The sequence below is a fragment of the Xanthomonas sp. DAR 35659 genome (assembly GCF_041242975.1).
GTDB lineage: Bacteria > Pseudomonadota > Gammaproteobacteria > Xanthomonadales > Xanthomonadaceae > Xanthomonas_A > Xanthomonas_A medicagonis.
This window is the reverse complement of record NZ_CP162488.1, coordinates 2,587,198-2,606,483: the sequence shown is the minus strand read 5'-3', so window position 1 is coordinate 2,606,483 and position 19,286 is coordinate 2,587,198. Positions and strand designations below refer to the sequence as shown.

Below are 19,286 nucleotides of genomic sequence, written 5' to 3'. Positions count from 1 at the left end.
GATGACAATGGACCTGTTGAACGAAGCCGGCGAAGCGGGCGTGGTCCTGTTCCTGAGCAACGGAAAGCTGAAGTTGCGCGCCAATCGCGGCGCGGTCAGCGATGACCTGCGGCAACGCATCCTGGCGTCCAAGGCCGAGCTGATCGCGTTGCTGACGGAACTGGACGGCGTGCGGCGCGAAGACGGGCGCGATGTCATCCTGCCCGGCCTGCAGCGGGAAGGGCGACTGCCGCTGTCACTGCAGCAGCAGCGCCTGTGGGTCAACGAGACATTGCATCCGGGAACCGCCGATTACAGCATTCCCGCCGCCTACCGCGTGCGCGGCGCGTTCTCCATCGACGCCGCCCAGGCCGCACTGGACGCGGTGATGGCGCGGCACGCCGTGCTGCGCAGCAGCTTCCACCAGGACGAGGAGCAGGTCCACCAGCGCTCGCACGACGCGTTGCGGGCCACCATCGCCCGCCACGACCTCAGTGGATTGGCCGCCGCCGATCGCGAGGCCGCCGTCGCCCGCATCATCGCCGCCGACGCCGGCACTCCGTTCGACCTCGCGCAACCGCCGTTGCTGCGTGCGGCCTGGATGGCGCTGGCCGCGGACGAGGGCGTGCTGTACTTCAACCTGCACCATATCGTGTTCGACGGCTGGTCCATGGACATCCTGCTGCGGGAGTTCGTGGCGTTCTATCGCGAACGCACGCAGGGCGTGCCGCATGGACTGCTGCCGCTGTCGATTCAGTATGCCGACTACGCCATCTGGCAGCGCCAACGACAGAACCAGGAGCGCGTGGAGGAACAGCTCGGCTACTGGACGCAGGCGCTTGCCGGTGCGCCCCTGGAACACGCGCTACCGCTGGATTACCCGCGTCCACGGCAGAGGCGGCACGTGGGCGCGCGGGTCAACGGACGCATTCCGGTCGCGGAGTTGACGCGCCTGGAAGCGCTGGCCGCGCGCCTGGACGTCACCCTGTTCATGCTGCTGCACGGCGCGCTGGCGCTGGTCCTGGCGCGCCAGGGCGCGGAACCGGACGTGGTGATCGGAACCCCCGTCGCCAACCGGGGCAGCGCGCAGCTCGACGAACTGATCGGATACTTCATCAATACCCTGGCGCTACGCGTTTCCTGTCGCGAGTCGCAGACGGTCGCCGACTACTTCCGGCACGTCCGCGAGGTCAACCTGGGGGCACAGGCGCGGCAGGACGTGCCATTCGACCTGTTGATCGAGCGGCTGGAGCTTCCGCGCAGCAGCGCGTACAGCCCTCTGTTCCAGATCATGTTGTCGCTGGACAATACGTCCAGGACGGCGGACAGCGGCGGGGTCCTCGCGGTCGAGCCGCTGTCCACAGGCGTGATCCAGGCCAAGTACGACCTGACCTTACACGCGGCTGTCGATCAGCAAGGCCTGCATTTGGATTGGGTCTACGACACCGCGCTGTTCAGCGCCGGCACCGTCGAGCGCTTGTGCGGGCACCTGGAGGCCCTGCTGGCGTCGTTGCCAGGGGAGTTGGAGCGCCCGCTGTCCGCGCTGGACTGGTTGACGCCCGCCGAACGGGCCGAGCTGGAGGGCGGCATGGTGGGCGAAAGCGTCGCCGTCGATCATGCCTTGCTGCCGGATCTGCGGGTCGCGCAGTTCGCCCGCCGAACGCCGGCCGCGATCGCACTCATCGACGGCGGATCGTCCCTGAGCTATGCCTGGCTCGATGCGGAAATCGACCGGCTGGCGACGCGGCTGATCGCGCACGGCGTCGCGTCCCAGGACAACGTCGGTATCGCCTTGCCGCCGAGCAGTTCGATGGCGGTGGCCGTCCTTGCCTGCCTGCGGATCGGTGCCTGCTACGTGCCCATCGACCCCGCCGCCGCGCAAAGCAGCATCGATCACATCATCGGCGACAGCGGCCTGCGGCTGTTGCTGACGCTCTCCACCCTGCCGGACTTCACCCGGGCCACCGGCGTGGCGGCCTGCTACGTCGACGAGCCCGACCGCACAGCCGCCGCTTCGTCCGCCGCCGCCTTGCCCGCCGTCGCCGCGGCGCCGGACGAACTGGCCTACATCCTCTATACCTCCGGCTCCACCGGACAGCCCAAGGGCGTGGCGATCACCCGCGCCGGGCTCAGCAACTATCTCGGTCATTGCCTGCGGACGTATGCGAACGAAGGCGTCGAGGAGGCCGTGGTCAGCTCGCCGCTCACCTTCGATGCGACCATCACCACGCTGTTCACGCCCTTGATCAGCGGATGCGCGCTGCGCATCGTGGCTGCCCGCCACGAGGACCTGGCGCGGACGCTCGGCGACCTGATGCTGGGTGACCGGGTCCGCCGCCTGTTCAAGTTGACGCCGGCGCACCTGGATCTGCTGGCGCGCTATTGGGAAGAGCAGGGCGAGCAGCGCCAGGGCCTGGTTCCGATGCAGTTGGTCATCGGCGGCGAGCAGTTGCTGCGCAAGACGCTGGCGCCGTTGCTGGAGCGTCTCGCTGCCGGCTCCGTCTTCGTCAACGAGTACGGCCCGACCGAAACCGTCGTGGGCTGCTGCGTTTACACGGTGCGCTCCCTGGCCGATCTGCAGGTGGCCACGGCCGCGGTGCCGATCGGGCGCCCGATCCAGAACACCCGCCTGCTGGTGCTGGACGACCAGCGCCTCGTACCGCACGGCACGACGGGCGAACTGTTCATTGCCGGCGCCGGCGTCGCGCGCGGTTACGTGAATCGGGACGCGCTGCAGACACGCCACTTCGTCGTGCGCGACCTCGCGGGCATGCCGCAGCGCTTCTATCGCACCGGCGACCTGGTCCGGCGCAACAACGCCGGCGAACTCGAGTTCAAGGGCCGCAACGACGAACAGATCAAGTTGCGCGGCCACCGCATCGAACCGGCCGAGATCGAAGCTTGCCTGTGCGCCTATCCCGGCATCCGCGAGGCCTCGGTCGTCCTGTCCAGTCAGACGACACCGCCCGTGCTGGTCGCCTGCCTGGTCGCCGACGCCAGCGACGAGCAGGAAGCGGCGCTGCAAGGCCCGCTGCGCGACTGGTGCCAGGCGCGGTTGTCCGCGGTCAGCATCCCCGCCGCGTTTCGGCTCCTGCCGCGCCTGCCGACCACCAGCAACGGCAAGGTGGACAGGCAGGCGCTGGCGGCATTGCCCGTCCACCTGCAACCGGTCGCGTCCTATCGCGCGCCGGAGACGCCGGTCGAGCGGTCGCTTTGCGCGCTGCTGGGCGCGTTGCTGAATCGCGAGCGTGTCGGCCTGGACGACAATTTCTTCGCCCTGGGCGGCGATTCCATTCTCGCGATCCAACTGGTATCGCGCGCCAGGAAGGCCGGGCTGCGCGTATCGACGCAGCAGATCTTCGAGCATCAGACGGTGGCGGCGCTGGCGCGCGTGGCATCGACGACCGCCGCGCCCGCGGTGGGAGCGCAGACCAGCGCCGCGCCCTTCGCGCTGACGCCGATCCAGCAATGGTTCGTGCTCGCCCAGCCCGAGACCGCGGACCACTACAACCAGAGCCTGCTGCTGGAAGCGCCGGCCGCGCTGGACGCGTCGCGTCTTGCCGCCATCGTCGAGGCGCTGCTGCGCAGGCACGACGGCCTGCGCACCCGCTTCGCGCGCGAGGACGCGGGCTGGCACGCGCGCGTGGCGGCATTCGATCCGAGCCAGGTCGCCGACAGCGTGGTGGTGGAGCCACTGCCGGACGGCGTCGAAGCGCGTCGCCGATTCATCGCCTCGCGTGGCGAGCACCACCAGGCGAGCCTGCGCCTGGATCGCGGACCGGTATTCAAGGCGGTGCTGTTCAGCGGCACGCAAGCGTCGCGGGTCCTGATCGTCGCCCACCACATGGTGGTCGACGGCGTCTCCTGGCGCGTGCTGCTGGAGGATTTCGAGCGCGCCTGGCAGAAGTGCCTGGACGGCAGCGGGATCGCACTGGGCGCAGGCGGGACCTCCTACCAGTACTGGAGCCAGCTGCTGGGCCGCCTGGCGGCCGAAGGAGCGTTTGCCGGCGAGCGCGACTACTGGCGCGGCCAGGCCGCCGGCGTCGGTTTCGACTATCGCGAACACCTGCCGGACCGCCCGCCCACGATGCAGAGCACGCGGCAAGTGCTGGTCGAACTTTCCGACGAGGAGACCTCCGCGCTGCTGACCCACGCCAACGCGCCGTACGCCACCCGCACTCTCGAGTTGCTGCTCGCCTCCGTGTACCTGGGGCTGGCGCCGCGCGCCGGCACGACCTCCTTCAGCGTCGCGCTGGAGGGCCACGGCCGCGAGGACCTGGAAACGGGACTGGACCTCTCGGAGACGCTGGGCTGGTTCACCAGCATCCATCCCCACGTGCTGAGCGGCGATCCCACCGATCCTGGTGCGACGCTGCGCAGCATCAAGGACAATCTGCGCGCCGTGCCGCGCGGCGGCATCGGATTCGGCGTGCTGAAGTATCTCGTCGGGGACGCCGCACTCCAGCAGGCGCATGGCGCCGAGCAGCTGGTCTTCAATTACCTGGGGCAGCTCGACGCCGGTGGCGAGGCGACGTCCGCGTTCGGCCTGGCCAACGAAGCCGCCGGGCCCGAGAGCGCGCCGACCGCGCCCAGAATGCACAGGCTGTCGATCGCGGCCTTCGTGCTCGGTGGGCGGATGCGCCTGACCCTGGATTACAGCGAGCACGAGTTCGGCGCCGCCACCGCGGCCGCCATGCTGGACGACATCGCCGCCGCCACGCGCATGTTGCTCGCCCACTGCGGCGCGCAGCGCCGGCAGGTGCGCACACCGGCCGACTTTCCGCTCGCCTCTCTCGATGCCGCCACCCTGGAACGGCTGCAGCAGGCCGATGAGATCGACGCCTTGTATCCGTCGACCCCGGCGCAGCGCAGCATGCTGGCCGCCAACTGGCTGGACCGCGCGGCCTACGTGGTACAGCTGTATCCGCTGCTGCGCGGCCCGCTCGATCCGGATATCTTCCGTCGCGCCTGGCAGGGCGTGGTGGATGCGCACGCGGTGCTGCGGACCCGCTTCGTCGGCGAAGGCGAGGATCAGCACCAACTGGTGCGCCGCAATGCGCAGGCCGAGGTCGCCGTCGTCGATCTGTGCGGTCTGGACGAGCACATCCAGCAACTCCGTTTCGACACGCTCTGTGAGCGCGACATGCGCAGCGGGTTCGACGGCAGCGAGCCGATGCTGCACAGGATGACGGTCATCCGCATGGCGGCCGATCGCCACCGGCTGCTGTTCACCTGCCACCACAGCATCATGGATGGCTGGTCGACCGCCCTGATCCTCAACGAGTTGCTCGACAACATGAAGTGCCTGGGGCAGGGTGGCACGCTGGCGCCGCGATCCGCGCCCGACTACGGCAGCTACGTGGCCTGGTTGCTGCGCCAGGACGCGGCGGCGGCGGTCGCGTCCTGGCAGGCCCATCTGGACCAGGCGTCGCCGACCATGCTGAAGCTGCCACGCGCAGAGGCCAGCGACACGCCGCGGCATGCGCTGCTGCAAGAAGTGGTGGATGCGGATACCACGCGGCGCATCCGCGCGTTCGCTCGCCAGCATGGCGTGACCCTCAACACGGTGGTGCAGTTCGCCTGGGCCCTGGTGTTGAAGGCGTACTGCGGCACCGCCGACGTCGTCTTCGGCGCGGTGGTGTCCGGGCGCCCGGAGGCCGTCGACAACGTGGACCGCATGGTCGGCCAGTTCATCAACACGATACCGGTGCGCGTGCGCCTGGACCGTCGCGCGGTGGGAGCGCAATTGGACGCGCTGCAGCGCAGCTTTCAGCAGCTCAATGCGCAGTCCTTCCTCGCCTACAGCGAGATCAAGCGCTGCGCCGGCGCCGTCGGCGATAGCGCGCTGTTCCAGACGCTGATCGACTTCAAGAACTACCCGATCAACGAGCATGCGCCCGAGGCGGACGTCCATGGCGACGCATTGACCGTCGAAACCACCGAAGGTCACGGCACCAACAGCTTCGACATCTCGCTCATCGTCGGCGTGTACGAGACGATGATGTTCAACTGCAGCTACCGCAGCGACCTGTACGCGCAGGCGCATGTCGGGCAGATGCTGTCCTATCTCTCCAGCGTGCTCGGCCTGCTCGTGCAGGGGCGGGCGGTGGCGGACATCGCACCGCCCATCACGCTGCCCGCACCGCTCGCCGCCACCGACGAACCGGCGCGGCCGCTGCTACAGGGCTTCGATCGGGCGGTGGCCGCAACGCCCGAGCGGGCGGCGCTCAGCTGCGGCGGGGCCACCCTGAGTTTCGCGGCGCTCGACGCGCAGGCCAACCGCATCGCCCGCCTGCTGCAGGCACAAGGCATCGGCCCGGACCAGCCCGTTGGCGTGCTGGCGCAGCGTGGCATTGCCCTGGTCGTTGCCGTGCTGGGCATCTTCAAAGCCGGGGCCGCCTACGTTCCGATCGATCCCGCATACCCCGCGGAACGCAAGCGTTTCATCGTCCAGGATAGCGGCGTGCGTCAGCTGCTGTGCGACCGCGCCAGCGAACTGCGCGACCTGCAGGGCGTCGCGCAGCACTGCATCGATGCGCCCGAGACGCTCGCCGCGTATGCGGACGGCGCCGTGGGCGCGCCGCGTCACGCCGCGTCGGATCTGGCCTACGTCATCTACACCTCCGGCTCCACCGGCACGCCCAAGGGCGCCATGGTCGAGTACGGCAACCTGCGCAACTTGATGGTCGGCATGCGCGCCCACGGTTTCGACGGCCAGGGCTGCTGGGCCGAAGTGGCGTCGTTCTCGTTCGATGCCTCCGTCCAGGGGCTGTGCCATCTGCTGCAGGGCGGGCACCTGGTGGTGCTCACCGACGAGGAAAAAGTGGATGCCGCCAGTGTGCGTGCCCGCATCCGGGAGCATGGCGTGACGGTCGCCGACTGCACGCCGACGCTGGCGTCCGCCTGGCTGGAGCAGGGGCTGGGCGATGTATTGCCGCAGCTTGTCGTCGGTGGCGAAACCGTCCCACCCGCGCTGTGGACACGGCTCGCGAGCCACGGGCTGCGCGATCGCGACCACTTCAACGCCTATGGGCCGACCGAGACCACCGTCAATGCCAGCATGGCCCGCATCGCCGGCGACACGCCCCATATCGGCTGGTGCCTGCACAACGTCCACGGACTGGTGCTGGACGCGGACATGGTCCCGTGTCCTGTCGGCGTGGCCGGGGAACTGTACATCGGCGGCCACGGCGTCGGACGCGGCTATGCCGGCAATCCGTCGCTCACGGCCGCACGCTTCGTGACCGACACCCTCAGCGGCCGCGGTGGTCGTCTGTATCGCACCGGCGACGAGGTGCGGCAGCGCCTGGATGGCGCGTTCGAATATCTCGGCCGTCTCGACGATCAGGTCAAGGTCAACGGCTACCGTATCGAACTCGACGAGGTCGCCAACGCATTGCAACGGCATGCGCTGGTCGACGCGGCCCTGGTGTTCGCCGCTCGCGCCGCGGACGGCCGCCAGCGCCTGGTCGCCTGCGCTCGCGCGTTGCCGTCGGTCGACCCCGGCAACCTGGTTCCCGCGTTGAGCGCCTGGTTGCAACAGCAGCTTCCCGCATTCATGCAGCCGCAACTGTTCGCCGTGGTCGCGCAATGGCCCATGACCTCCAACGGCAAGATCGACCGCGCCGCCCTGCAGGCGGAGGCACGTCCGGTGCAGGCGGCGGCCGGCGGCGCGGCCGCCACGCCGGTCGAGCAGTCGCTTTGTACGCTGTTCGCGTCCGTCCTGGGTGGTGAGCAGGTTGGGCCGGACGAGGACTTCTATGCGCTCGGAGGCGACTCCATCCTGGCCATCCGCATGGTCGCGAAGGCGGCGCGAGAGGGGCTGGTCTTCACCGTCCGGCAACTCACGGCGCACCCCACGCCGCGCCGGCTGGCGACGGTATGCGGCGGAGCGGCGATCACCCGGGACGCCGCCACCTCCCAGGCGCAGCAGACGCTTTGCGCCTTGTTCGCCGCTGTATTGGGGCGCGACGCGCATGTCGGGCCGGACGAGAACTTCTACGCGCTCGGTGGCGATTCCATCCTAGCGATCCGCCTCGTGGCCAAGGCGGGCAAGGCCGGCATCCGCTTCAGCGTACGGCAGCTCGCACAGCAACCGACCCCGCGCGCCCTGGCGGCGGTGTGCGATTGCGCTGACGCCGCGCAACAGCGCACATCGCTGACGGGCGAACAGCCGCTACTGCCGATCCATCACGAGGTGCTCGTGGAGCAGCTGGCGGCAGGCTTGACGGTGTTCGACCACTTCAACGGCGGCTCGCTGTTCGGCTTGCCGCCGGGCCTGCCCGCGTCTTCCGTACGCGACATCTACGATGCGCTGCTCGCCAGGCACGATGCGCTGCGCCTGGCGTTCCGCCTGGACGCGCCGGTACCCTCGGCCGTGTACCTGGAGCCTACGGCGCCGGTGTTCGCGCAGGCCACGGCGGTCGACCACGTGCCGACCGATGCGGCGGACGTCGCCGCAGCGGTCAAGGCGATCTGCGTCCGCCATCAGCACGCATTCCGGCTGGCCGATGGTGGCCTGCTGCGACTGGTCCTCATCCGCGCCCCCGACGTCGATCGGCTGCTGCTGCTGGGCCATCACGCCGTTCTCGATGTGGTGTCCTGGCATCTGCTGGTCGCCGATCTCGGCGAAGCCGTGCAGCAGTGCCTGCGTGGCGAACCGGTGCGCCTGGCGCCGTCCGCGTCGACCTATCAGGCGTGGGGACGCCATCTGGTCGCCTGCGCGCGTCGCGGGCGGTTCGCCGACGAACTCGGCTACTGGTCGATGCAGCTCGCCACCGCGCCGCTGGCGCCGGTGCTCCAGCAGGACGCACCTGCCGCCGACATCGGCCATCGCCGCCATCAACCGCTGCAGTTGGATGTCGCCTCCACCGCGGCGCTGCTCGCCCATGGCGGCGCGCGCGGCGCAGCGGACGTCAACGCCATCCTGCTCACGGCGCTGTACCGCGGGCTCGCTGCCTGGCGCGGCCGCGGCGGGTTCCGGATCCTGTTGGAGAGCCACGGTCGCCACAGCGACGAGACAGGACTCGATCTGTCGCAGACGGTGGGTTGGTTCACCCAGTCCTATCCCTTCCTGATGGCGTTCGAACCCGGCGACGTGCAGCAGGACCTGGCCACGGTCCGGGCCCAGCTCGCGGCCGTTCCTCACGATGGACTCGGCTATGGCGTGTTGCGCTTCCTCCAGCGCGCGCCGGCGCTGTGCGATCCCGAACTGCACGCGCCATTCCAGGTGCTTTTCAACTACCTGGGGCAGTTCAACAGCATGGTGGCCGACGCCGGCGTTCTGCAGTTCCTCCAGGAAGACATCGGACCCTCGGCCAGCGCACGACTGCCGCTGAGCGCGGCAATGGGGTTCCAGGGTGGCGTCTATGGCGGGCAACTGGCGATGAACATCGAGTTCGATGCGCGTCATTTCTCCGGCGAGGACATGCAGCACCTCGCCGACCTCATTCGTGGGCAACTCGTGCGGATCGTCGGGAACCCGACGGCACGCGTGGCCGAAGCGGCCGATTCCGCAATCAACTGAGACAAGGACAACGTGATGAGTGGGTTCATGGACAACGCAACATCCAGAGTGGTCGTGGGCATGTCCTTCGGCTATCACGACTCGGCCTGCTGCATCCTCAAGGACGGCATGCTGGTGGCCGCGGTACAGGAGGAACGCTTCAGCCGGGTGAAGAACGACAAGTCGTTTCCGCGCAAGAGTCTGCGCTACTGCCTCGCCGAAGCGGGGGTAGGGCTGGACGAGGTGGATTGCATCGCCTACTACGAAGAGCCCGAGAAGAAGCTGTCCCGCCAGATCTGGATGGGCAGCATCGACAACGCCGACCCGGTGCGCAAGGCCGGAGTCGTCGACCATCTGTGCGCCGACGGCCCGGAGCGGACCGTGCGCGAGACGCTTGGCTACCAGGGGCGGATCGAGATCGTCGAGCACCACCTGTCCCACGCGGCCAGCGCCTATTACTTCTCGGGCTTCGACGACGCGGCCGTGCTGACCGTCGACGGCGTCGGCGAGTGGGCCACCACCAGCTACTCCGAGGGCAAGGGCGCCACGCTGGAGATCTTCGAGGAAGTGGGATTCCCCGACTCCCTGGGGTTGTTCTACAGCGCCATCACCGCCTTCCTTGGTTTCAAGGTCAACAGCGGCGAGTACAAGGTCATGGGTCTGGCGCCCTATGGCCGGAGCATCTACGCCGACCGCCTGCGGCAGCTGGTGCGCAACGGCGAGAACGGCCAGTACCACCTGGACATGCGCTACTTCGACTTCCTCCGGACCAGCCGGATGTACTCGGACGCGCTGATCGACCTGCTCGGCGTTCCACCGCGCGTGCCTGAATCGGACATCGCGCAGGAGTACATGGATATCGCTCACAGCCTGCAGGTGGTGCTGGAAGAGATCCTGCTGGACAAGGTGCGCTATCTGCATTCGCGCGTGCCCAGCCGGAATCTGTGCATGGCCGGCGGCGTGGCGCTCAACTGCGTGGCCAACGGCAAGATCCTGCGCGATGGCCCGTTCGAGAACCTGTTCGTGCAGCCGGCCGCGGGCGATGCTGGCTCCTCGCTCGGCGCCGCCGCGGTGGCGTGGGTGCGCCTGTTCGGCGAACGTCCGCGCCAGCGCGATATGCCGCATGCCTATCTGGGACCGCGCCATCAGCCGGACGATGTGCACCGGCTGCTCAACAGTACCGGTGTGCTGTTCGAGGACTACCGCGGCAGGGAGGCCGACCTGATCGCGTTCACCGCCGGCCAACTGGCCGACGGCAAGGTCGTGGGCTGGTACCAGGGGCGCATGGAGTTCGGACCGCGCGCGCTCGGCGCGCGCTCGATCCTGGCCGACCCGCGCGACGGAGAGATGCGCGAGAAAATCAATGCGCTGGTGAAGATGCGCGAGGCCTTCCGTCCCTTCGCGCCGGCGGTCAAGGCCGAATCCGCCCGGGAACACTTCGCGCTGACCTCGCCGTCGCCGTTCATGCTGCAGACCTGCGACGTGGAGTCGCTGCTCGACCTGCCCGCCATCACCCACGTGGACAACTCCGCGCGCGTGCAGACCGTGGAGCGGGAGGTCAATCCTCGCTTCCACGCGCTGCTGAGCGCATTCGAAGCGCTCACCGACTGTCCGATCCTGCTCAACACCTCCTTCAACGTGCGCGGTGAACCGGTGGTGTGCTCGCCGCTGGACGCCATCATCTGCTTCGTGCGGGCTCGCATCGATTTCCTGATCCTGGAGGATTTCGTGATCCGCCAGAGCGACATTCCGGAGATGTGGCGCGTGGGCGTGGGCAACACGCCAGTCGTTCCACCGCGCCGCGATTCCCGTGCCATCGGCCATGCCGTCTACACCTTCCTCTGAGAGTGCGCCACGATGTCCATTCATGACCCGATGAAGCAGCTGTCCGACGAAATCGCCGCGCAGGTGTATCGCAAGGAGGGCGCAGATTTCGCCCGCTTGCTGACGTTCGCCAATCTCGTGGGTCGCACCTCTCCGGCGCCGAAGGAGGCGGCAACAGCGGTGGAGGAAGCGCCCGGAAAGATCGGCATATGGAAGCTGGACGACGCCGCGCAAGCCTTTCATCGCGACACCGGCGCCAGCGCCGATTGGGCGTACTGGGCGCAGCGGCAGAGCATCCCCGTGCGCAGCGAGCGCGAACGCGTCGTGTTCATGGGCGAGTCCGTCGCCCGCGGCATGTTCTACGATCCCGGCTACACGCCCGCCCAGGTGCTGGAACAGGTACTGGCCGGTCATTCAGGAGCGCGCGCGCCCGAAGTGATCGATCTTGCGCGCACCAACGCCTCGATGGCGACGCTGCGCCGTACCGCGCAGCAGGCCGAGCAGTTGCAACCGCAGCAGGCGGTCATCTTCGCCGGCAACAACTGGGCAGGCAGCCGTTCCTATGTCGGCACTGCGCATGCCTACGCGCTGGCCGCCAGCCTGCGCGACGGCGGCATCGCCGGATTGCGCAGGCAGATAGAGCGCGAGCTGACCGCCGAGATCACCGCGTTGATCGATGACATCGCGGCGCTGTACGCGCGGCGACAGGTGCCCGTGTGCTGGGTACTTCCCGAGTTCAACCTGGACGATTGGCGCGATCCCGAGATCCACGCGCACTGGCTGGGCGGCGAGGGCGCCAACCAGACCTGGCTGACGCGCCTGGCCCAGGCGGAAGAGCGCCTGGCGGAAGGTGACTTCGACGCGGCGCGCCAGCACGCGGAAGCCATGCTGGCGCTGGACGGCGGCGATTGCGCGAGGACCGCGCACTTGCTCGCCGAATGCTGCCGCGGCCTGGGCATGATGGATGCACAACGCCAATTCCTGGAAATGGCGCGCGATGCATCGATCATCGACTTCAATCGCAGCTATTCGCCGCGAATCACCACGCTGATCCGCCGCATCATTCTCGAGCAGGCACGGGCGCACGGCCATGACGTGATCGACCTGCAAGACGTCCTCGGCGCCGCGACCGGCACCACCGTCGCCGGCCGGGAACTGTTTCTCGACTACTGCCATATGACCAGCAAGGGCATCCGCCTGGCGATGACGGCGGTCGCGCGGCAGTTGATCGCGCGCGCGCAAGGCGGGCAGGTGAGCGTCGCCGAACTGCTGGCGCACGCGCCTTGGCCCACCGATGGGGACGAGGCGGACGCGCATCTGCTGGCCGCCATCCACAACGCGCACTGGGGTCAGGCGTACGAGGTGGTGCTCCACTACTGCCGTCGCGCCGCGGAAAAGTCCCCGGACATCTTGGAGCTGATGGACATCATCGTCGAGATCCAGAACGAACGACTGCCGACCTGGATGAACGCACGCGCCACGGAACTGATCGAGAACGTATCGCCGCAGATCAAGCGCTACCTGTTCTCCATGGAGTTCAAGTGTCTGGACAGGTTGCTGATCGACGCCTTCATCCAGTGCCATGCCGATCGGGGCAGGGACCTGGCACCGCGTGTTTCCGCGCTGCGGGTCGCGGCGCATTGCGTCGGCGCGCTCGGTGCGGTGGATCTGCTGGACCCCTACTATCACAGCACGTCGTTCTCCAACCAGCAGTTCATCGAGGGCGGGGTCAACCAGCACAACGACTTCTTCAAGGGCTACGCACCGGTCAGCGACTTCTGCTTCATTTCCGGCGAGACCGGCGAGCACCGCGTGCGGATCACGCTGAAGTCGGCCGATGGCAGCAGCGACGGGCACGCCGAGCTGCTGCTCAACGGCGTCGCCTGCCATCGCTTCGCGCTATCCGGCCAGTGGCAGACCCACGAGATCGTGGTCCCGGCGGATCTGGTGAAACACGGACTCAACGACATCTCGATCGCCTGGCCGACGCCGCGGCTCGACGGCACGGACGAGCTGTCCCGGATCGGTCATGCGATCCGCCGCAGCGCCGGGACCGAGATCCATCCCGTGTTCGGCCACATCTACGCCTTCGAGGCGCGACCCCGCGCGGCCGCACAGCGCGCCGAGCATGTCCACGCCTGACCACAGCGCATCCGCATGCAGTCGGAGACCAGCATGAAGCACGATCAGTTTCCATTGACGTTCACCGCGGCACGGCCGGGCGACTCGCTGGCCGACGCACTGGCCGGCCACAAGGACGCGCTAGGGCGCACGCTGGCCAGCGCCGGCGCCGTGCTCTACCGGGGCTTCGCGCCGATCTCCGGCGAGGAACTCGACGCGCTTGTACGGTCGCTGTCGTCGGCGCCCTACCGCAACGACGAGGAAAGCTCCCCACGCAACCATGTCTACGGCAACGTGTACACCTCGACCAACTACCGGTCCGAGATGGACATCTTTCCGCACAACGAGAACTCCTACAAAAAGGAGATCCCCACCAAGCTGTTCTTCTATTGCGTGCATCCGGGAAGCGAGGGCGGCGCCACGCCGATCGTCGATTGCCGCAAGGTGCTGAATCGCATCGACGAGGCGGTCCGGCAGCGCTTCGAAGCGCGCCGCTGGATGTACGTCAGAAACTACACGGCCGGTATCGGCGTTCCCTGGCAGGAAGCGTTCAACACCCAGTCCCGTGACGAGGTGGAGGCGTATTGCCGCAGCCAGGATATCCAGCTCGAATGGCTTGGCGACGAATCGCTCAAGACCTGGCAGATCCGCGACCCGATACTGCGGCATCCCGTCAGCGGCGATGCCGCCTGGTTCAACCACGCCACGTTCTTCAACATCGAGACGCTCGACGCGGACCTGCGCGCGTCGCTGCGCGAAATGTTCGGCGACGATGGGCTACCGCACAACACCTATTATGGCGATGGCGGCCCCATCGAGCCCGAGGTCGTGCACATGCTGCAACAGGCCTATCTGGCCGAGGCCGTGCCGGTGGCTTGGCAGCGCGGCGACCTGTTGGTCGTTGACAATCTGATTACCGCGCACGCCAGAAAGCCGTTCAAGGGCGAGCGGCGGATCTATCTCGCACAGGCCGACCCAGTGCAGCGCGGAGATCTGCCCGGCGTCGAGCCAGCAACCGCCCAAGAGCGCGAAGCGCTCGTCGCGGCAACGGGCTGAACTGACGCATGAAGCACGCCACATCGCGCATGTTGCATGCCTCCTCGTACGATGTGATTACTATTCCTTTCTGTCTACGTCATGCACCGCGATGGCACCGCGATGCGGCTTTACACTGTGTGGGCTCTGCCATAGGCTCGCCAACGATCACAACTCTCTGCGATTGCACTGGATCACCAGTCACGCAGGCGCAATGGATGCCGAGGGCAGACGCCGCCGCCGTTCAGCTGCGATCCCCGCACGCAGTGCACGCGTGAATGACGTTCAGCCACGGACGAAGAAATGGATATCGCAAGATCGGAGAAGGTGCGTAGTCGGGGGAAGTGGTTCGCTTCCAGGAAGATGTTGCTGCTGTCCGCGGCGGTTGTCGTCGTCATCATCGGCTTTGCGCTGCGCTCCCAATCGTCTTCCGCCGCCATCAAGCGCGATGCGCTGGTGATCGGTGTCGTCAAGAGCGGCAAATTCGATGTGTCCGTCGATGGCTACGGCGAATTGAAGTCCGGCAGCGCGCGTCTCATCACCAGCGACAGCAAGGCGACCGTGGAAGAGCTGGTGCTCAAACCCGGGGCGAAGGTGACGCCGGACAGCGTCATCCTGCGCATGTCCAATCCGCAGATCGACCAGGATCTTGATCTCGCCCGGCACCAGCTCGAAGCGGAGAAGATCGCCGTGCAGGAGATCGGGCTGACCCAGCAGCGAGAACTGCAGGAGGCGGAGGCGGCCTTGTTCAAGGTGCAGTCCGAACTGGAGCTGGCGCAGATGCGCGAGAAGGCGATGGCCGACCTCGCCAAGGCCCGCATCATCAGTTCGATCGCGTATGCCGAGATCTCGCTCAACGCCAAGCAGCTGCGCCACAGCCTGCAGATCGAGAAGCAGCGCTATGCGACGCTGCAGAAGATCAACGGCGCGCAGATCGAGATACGCAACCGCCTCGTGCAGGAGCGTCAGCTCGCCTATGACAAGGTCATGGAACAGAAGAACAGGCTGACCGTCCGCGCGGGCAAGGAGGGGACCTTGCAATTGCTCTACGTGGAGCTCGGCCAGAGCATCGACACCGGCAAGGAGCTGGCGCTGATCGGCGGCGACCGGGACCTCGACGCGCTGGTCAAGATCCCGCAATCCAGGAGCGACGCCGTCCAGATCGGCCAGCCCGCCACCATTTCCGTCGGCGGCACGCGGGTGCCGGCCAAAGTGACGCAGATCAATCCAGGCGTCGCCGATGGCAGCGTCCTGATCGAGCTCAGGCCCGATCAGCCGCTGCCGGCGAACGCGCGCCCGGGCCTCAACGTGGATGCCAGCGTCGGCGTCGGGTCGTTCCCCAATGCCTTGTACGTGGAACGTCCGGCGAATGTCGTCGCCAATGCCAGCTCCAGCGTGTTCGTGGTGGATGGGGGAGGCGACGTCGCGCGCCGGACCAAGGTGGAGTTCGGGCAGGAGTCCGGCAAGTTGATCCAGATCAGGAACGGGGTGCCCAAGGGTTCCGGCATCGTCCTGTCGGATGTCTCCAAGTATGCGTCGGAGGACGTGCTCGCAATCGCCGATTGACGCGTGCCGAGCCGGCCTGCGGGCCGGCCCCGCCGCACGCGTCGTGCAGTCGCTACATGGACCAGTCATTACTTCCGGGGTACGTCATGAGCAAGGCCAAGATCCGCGTCGAGAATCTCAGCAAGGTGTTCTCGACCGACGAAGTCGACACCTATGCGCTGTCCGAGGTGACCCTGCAGGTGCTGGAGGGCGACTACCTCGCCATCTCCGGTCCTTCCGGCTGTGGGAAGTCCACGCTGCTCTCGATTCTCGGACTGCTGGATGCCCCGACCTCCGGCAGCTACTTTCTCGACGGCATCGACGTCAGCAGGATGGGCCTGTCCGAAGGTGCGGAGGTGCGCTGCGAGAAGATCGGCTTCGTCTTTCAGCAGTTCAATCTCATCGACGGGCTGACGGTGGCCCAGAACGTCGCGCTTCCGCTGCGCTATTCGCGTACCCGGCGCAGTGCCGAGCAGGTGCAGGCGCGGGTCACCGACTGCCTGGAGAAGGTCGGCATGAACCACCGCGCCGGGCACAGGCCGAACCAGCTGTCCGGCGGCCAGCAGCAGCGCATCGCCATCGCCCGCGCCCTGGTGGCCAACCCCGCCGTCCTGCTGGTGGATGAGCCGACCGGCAATCTGGACTCCGCCAATGGCGACGCCATCATGGCGTTGCTGGACGAGTTGAACCAGGCCGGCACCACCATTTGCATGGTCACCCACGATCCGCGCTATGCGGACTTCGCCCGCACCCGGATCAGCCTGCTGGATGGCAAGATCCAGTCGAGCCACTCGCGGGCCGCCGGGCAGCCCAAGGACGAGGCCGCCTGATGCTGCGCCAGGAACTCGCGGAGGCCTGGAGCAGTCTGCGCAAACGGCCATTGTTCGTCCTCAGCATCGTGCTGACCCTGACGGTGACCCTTGGCATCCTGCTGTGCGTGGTCAACCTCAACCAGGTGCTTCTGCTCAAGGCGCTGCCGTACCCGGCCCAGGAGCGGCTGGTCGTGGGCGTCGGCAACGTCTACGAGAGCAGCGAGGTGAAATTCGCCGACAACGTCGCCTATCCGATCGCCGAACTGCTCGAGAAAAGCAAGGCGCAGACCGGCCTCGAGCGGTTGGCGATCCTGAACTACGGCGAGGAAATCGTCACCAACATCGCCGCCCGGCCCAAGCTGCGCATCACCAACGCAACGCCTGACTACTTTCCCATTCTGGGCGCCGGCTTCGCCAAGGGCAGCGGCTTCTCCGCGCGCAATGGTGTCGGTTCGCACGAACCCGTGGCCGTCATCAGCTACGAGACCTGGCAGACCTATTTCGGGGGACGCGACAACGTGCTCGACGACAAGGTCGTCGTCAACGACGTGTCCTACCGGATCATCGGCGTCACCGCCGCGCGCTTCGTGGAGCCGGAGCTGTTCCAGGCCGGTCTGAAGACCAACGTCTGGTTGCCATGGGAATTCAACACATGGCCGCCGGAGATCCGCCGCAACTGGTCGGCCTTCACCGACCAGATCAAGCTGCTTGGCCTGCTCGCACCGGGTCAGCGCCAGGCGGTCGCCGAACAGTCGATCAACAGTCTCGTCAGCGACCGCTTCAAAGCCGAGACGCGCGGTTCGGCCTTTCTCAACAATGCTTCCTATCACGTCTCGCTGGAAGGACTGAAGCCCTATCTGGTGGAGGACGGAAGGGTGTCGGCGCTGCTGTTCCTCGCCAGTGGGCTCGCGCTGGCCATCATCGCCTGCATCAACGTCTTCAACCTGCTGCTCTCGCGGGCAGCCGAGCAATTGCGCGAGCTCTCCATCCGCGCGACCCTGGGCGCGAAGAAATCGCACATCTTCCGTCAGGTCTTCGCCGAACACCTGTTGCTGGTCGGCACCTCCACCGTGCTGGCGCTGTTGCTGGCCACCGTGGTGACCTCGGCGATGAAGGACAGGATCGCGGGGCAGTTGCCGCGCATCGCCGAGCTATCCATCTCCCCCGCAACGGTGGGGGTGGCCATCGGCCTGGTGCTGCTCCTGGCCCTGGCGTTCTCCGGGTTGGTAACGCATCTTCTCGACTACCGGCGCCTGGCGTCCCAACTCAAATCCAGCGGCAAGGGGTCGGGATTGCAGGTGTCGGCAACCGTCCGCGACACGCTGGTGGTGAGCCAGATCGCGCTCGCCGCGTTCCTGCTCGTCGCCATCTCCAGCGTCGTCCGTCTCTCGTACGAGACCATCACGCGCGATCCCGGCTTCAACATCGACAACCTGGTATTCGCCAACTTGAGTACCGGCGCGCTGCAGCCCAGTCGGGACGAGCGCATCCGTAACATCGAAGATCTCACCGCGCGCCTGAAGCAGTTGCCCAAGGTGAAGCAGGTGAGCAGCGCGCTGTTCGTGCCGATGATGAGCAACCGCTGGACAAGCTCGGTCAAGCTGGATGCCGCCGGCACCGAGACGGTATCGGTGGCGACCAACCTGGTGGACGACGCCTACCTTTCGGTGATGGGGGAAAAGCTGGTGAGCGGCAGCAACTTCAGCCGCGACGACGTGAACAGCTCGGCGCCGAAGGTGCTGGTCAACCAGGAGATGGCCAGGCGTATCGCACCCGACGGCGATGTCGTCGGCCGTCACGTCTATTGGCAGGCGGACGGCGAGGGCGAGTTCAAGCCCAATGAAATCATCGGCGTCGTGCGCGACGTCAGCATTCCGCGCACGCCGGCCACGCCGCGGCTCTACGCGACCCGCTACAGCGGCCTGCGCTTCATCGTGCAACTCGAGCAGGGCGCCACCCTGAGCCGGCAGGAATTCCTCGACGTGCTTGGCGCGGTCAACAGCCAGTACAACCTGTACGAGTACGAGCGGGTCGATGACATCTATCACCAATTGGTGCTCAAGGACCTGTTCATCGTCTGGGTGGCGATCGGCCTCGGCGTGCTGACCGTATTGCTGGCCAGCGTCGGAATCTACGGCGTGCTCAATTACGGCATCCTGCTGCGCCGTTACGAACTCGGCGTACGGATGTCCATCGGCGCGGCACCGGCGCGCATCGCGCAGATGGTCTATACGGAGAACCTGATCCTCTGCGTCTACGGCACCATCGCCAGCCTGGTCATCCTGATCGCCGCCGATCGGCTGCTGGCGCGCTACGCGGGCTACGAGCTGCCGTTGTCCTGGGGCGCCGGAGCGACCGGCTACATCGTCATCGTCGCCTCGGTGGCCGCCGCCTGCTACCTCACGCTGCGGGCCATCATCACCCGTTGGCCCGTGTTCGCGCTGCGCTCGGAATAGGCGCCCGCC

7 protein-coding genes are annotated in these 19,286 nt (G+C 67.1%); all 7 read left to right on the top strand.

What is annotated here, in order from left to right:
- Position 1 precedes the first annotated feature (1 nt).
- The 7 genes from AB3X07_RS11110 (at position 2) to AB3X07_RS11080 (ending at position 19,277) form a co-directional block, all read left to right on the top strand.
- On the top strand, positions 2-9,505 hold the full coding sequence (locus AB3X07_RS11110) for a non-ribosomal peptide synthetase (protein ID WP_369944550.1): 9,504 nt from the start codon (positions 2-4) through the stop codon (positions 9,503-9,505).
- 27 nt (positions 9,506-9,532) lie between these two features.
- On the top strand, positions 9,533-11,329 hold the full coding sequence (locus AB3X07_RS11105; RefSeq protein ID WP_369944549.1) for a carbamoyltransferase: 1,797 nt from the start codon (positions 9,533-9,535) through the stop codon (positions 11,327-11,329).
- Positions 11,330-11,341: 12 nt separating this feature from the next.
- A complete protein-coding gene (locus tag AB3X07_RS11100; RefSeq protein WP_369944548.1) occupies positions 11,342-13,450 on the top strand; it encodes a hypothetical protein in 2,109 nt (702 codons plus the stop codon).
- 33 nt (positions 13,451-13,483) lie between these two features.
- On the top strand, positions 13,484-14,485 hold the full coding sequence (locus AB3X07_RS11095) for a TauD/TfdA family dioxygenase (protein ID WP_369944547.1): 1,002 nt from the start codon (positions 13,484-13,486) through the stop codon (positions 14,483-14,485).
- A 342-nt stretch (positions 14,486-14,827) separates the two neighbouring features.
- Positions 14,828-16,030: an HlyD family secretion protein gene (locus AB3X07_RS11090; protein WP_369944546.1), complete on the top strand. Its 1,203-nt coding sequence runs from the start codon at positions 14,828-14,830 to the stop codon at positions 16,028-16,030.
- A gap of 86 nt (positions 16,031-16,116) precedes the next feature.
- Positions 16,117-16,839 carry an ABC transporter ATP-binding protein gene (locus AB3X07_RS11085; RefSeq protein WP_369944545.1) on the top strand — a complete coding sequence of 241 codons (723 nt, stop codon included), beginning with the start codon at positions 16,117-16,119 and terminating at the stop codon, positions 16,837-16,839.
- Positions 16,839-19,277 carry an ABC transporter permease gene (locus AB3X07_RS11080; RefSeq protein ID WP_369944544.1) on the top strand — a complete coding sequence of 813 codons (2,439 nt, stop codon included), beginning with the start codon at positions 16,839-16,841 and terminating at the stop codon, positions 19,275-19,277. Before AB3X07_RS11085 ends, AB3X07_RS11080 begins: the two co-directional genes overlap by 1 nt.
- Positions 19,278-19,286 lie beyond the last annotated feature (9 nt).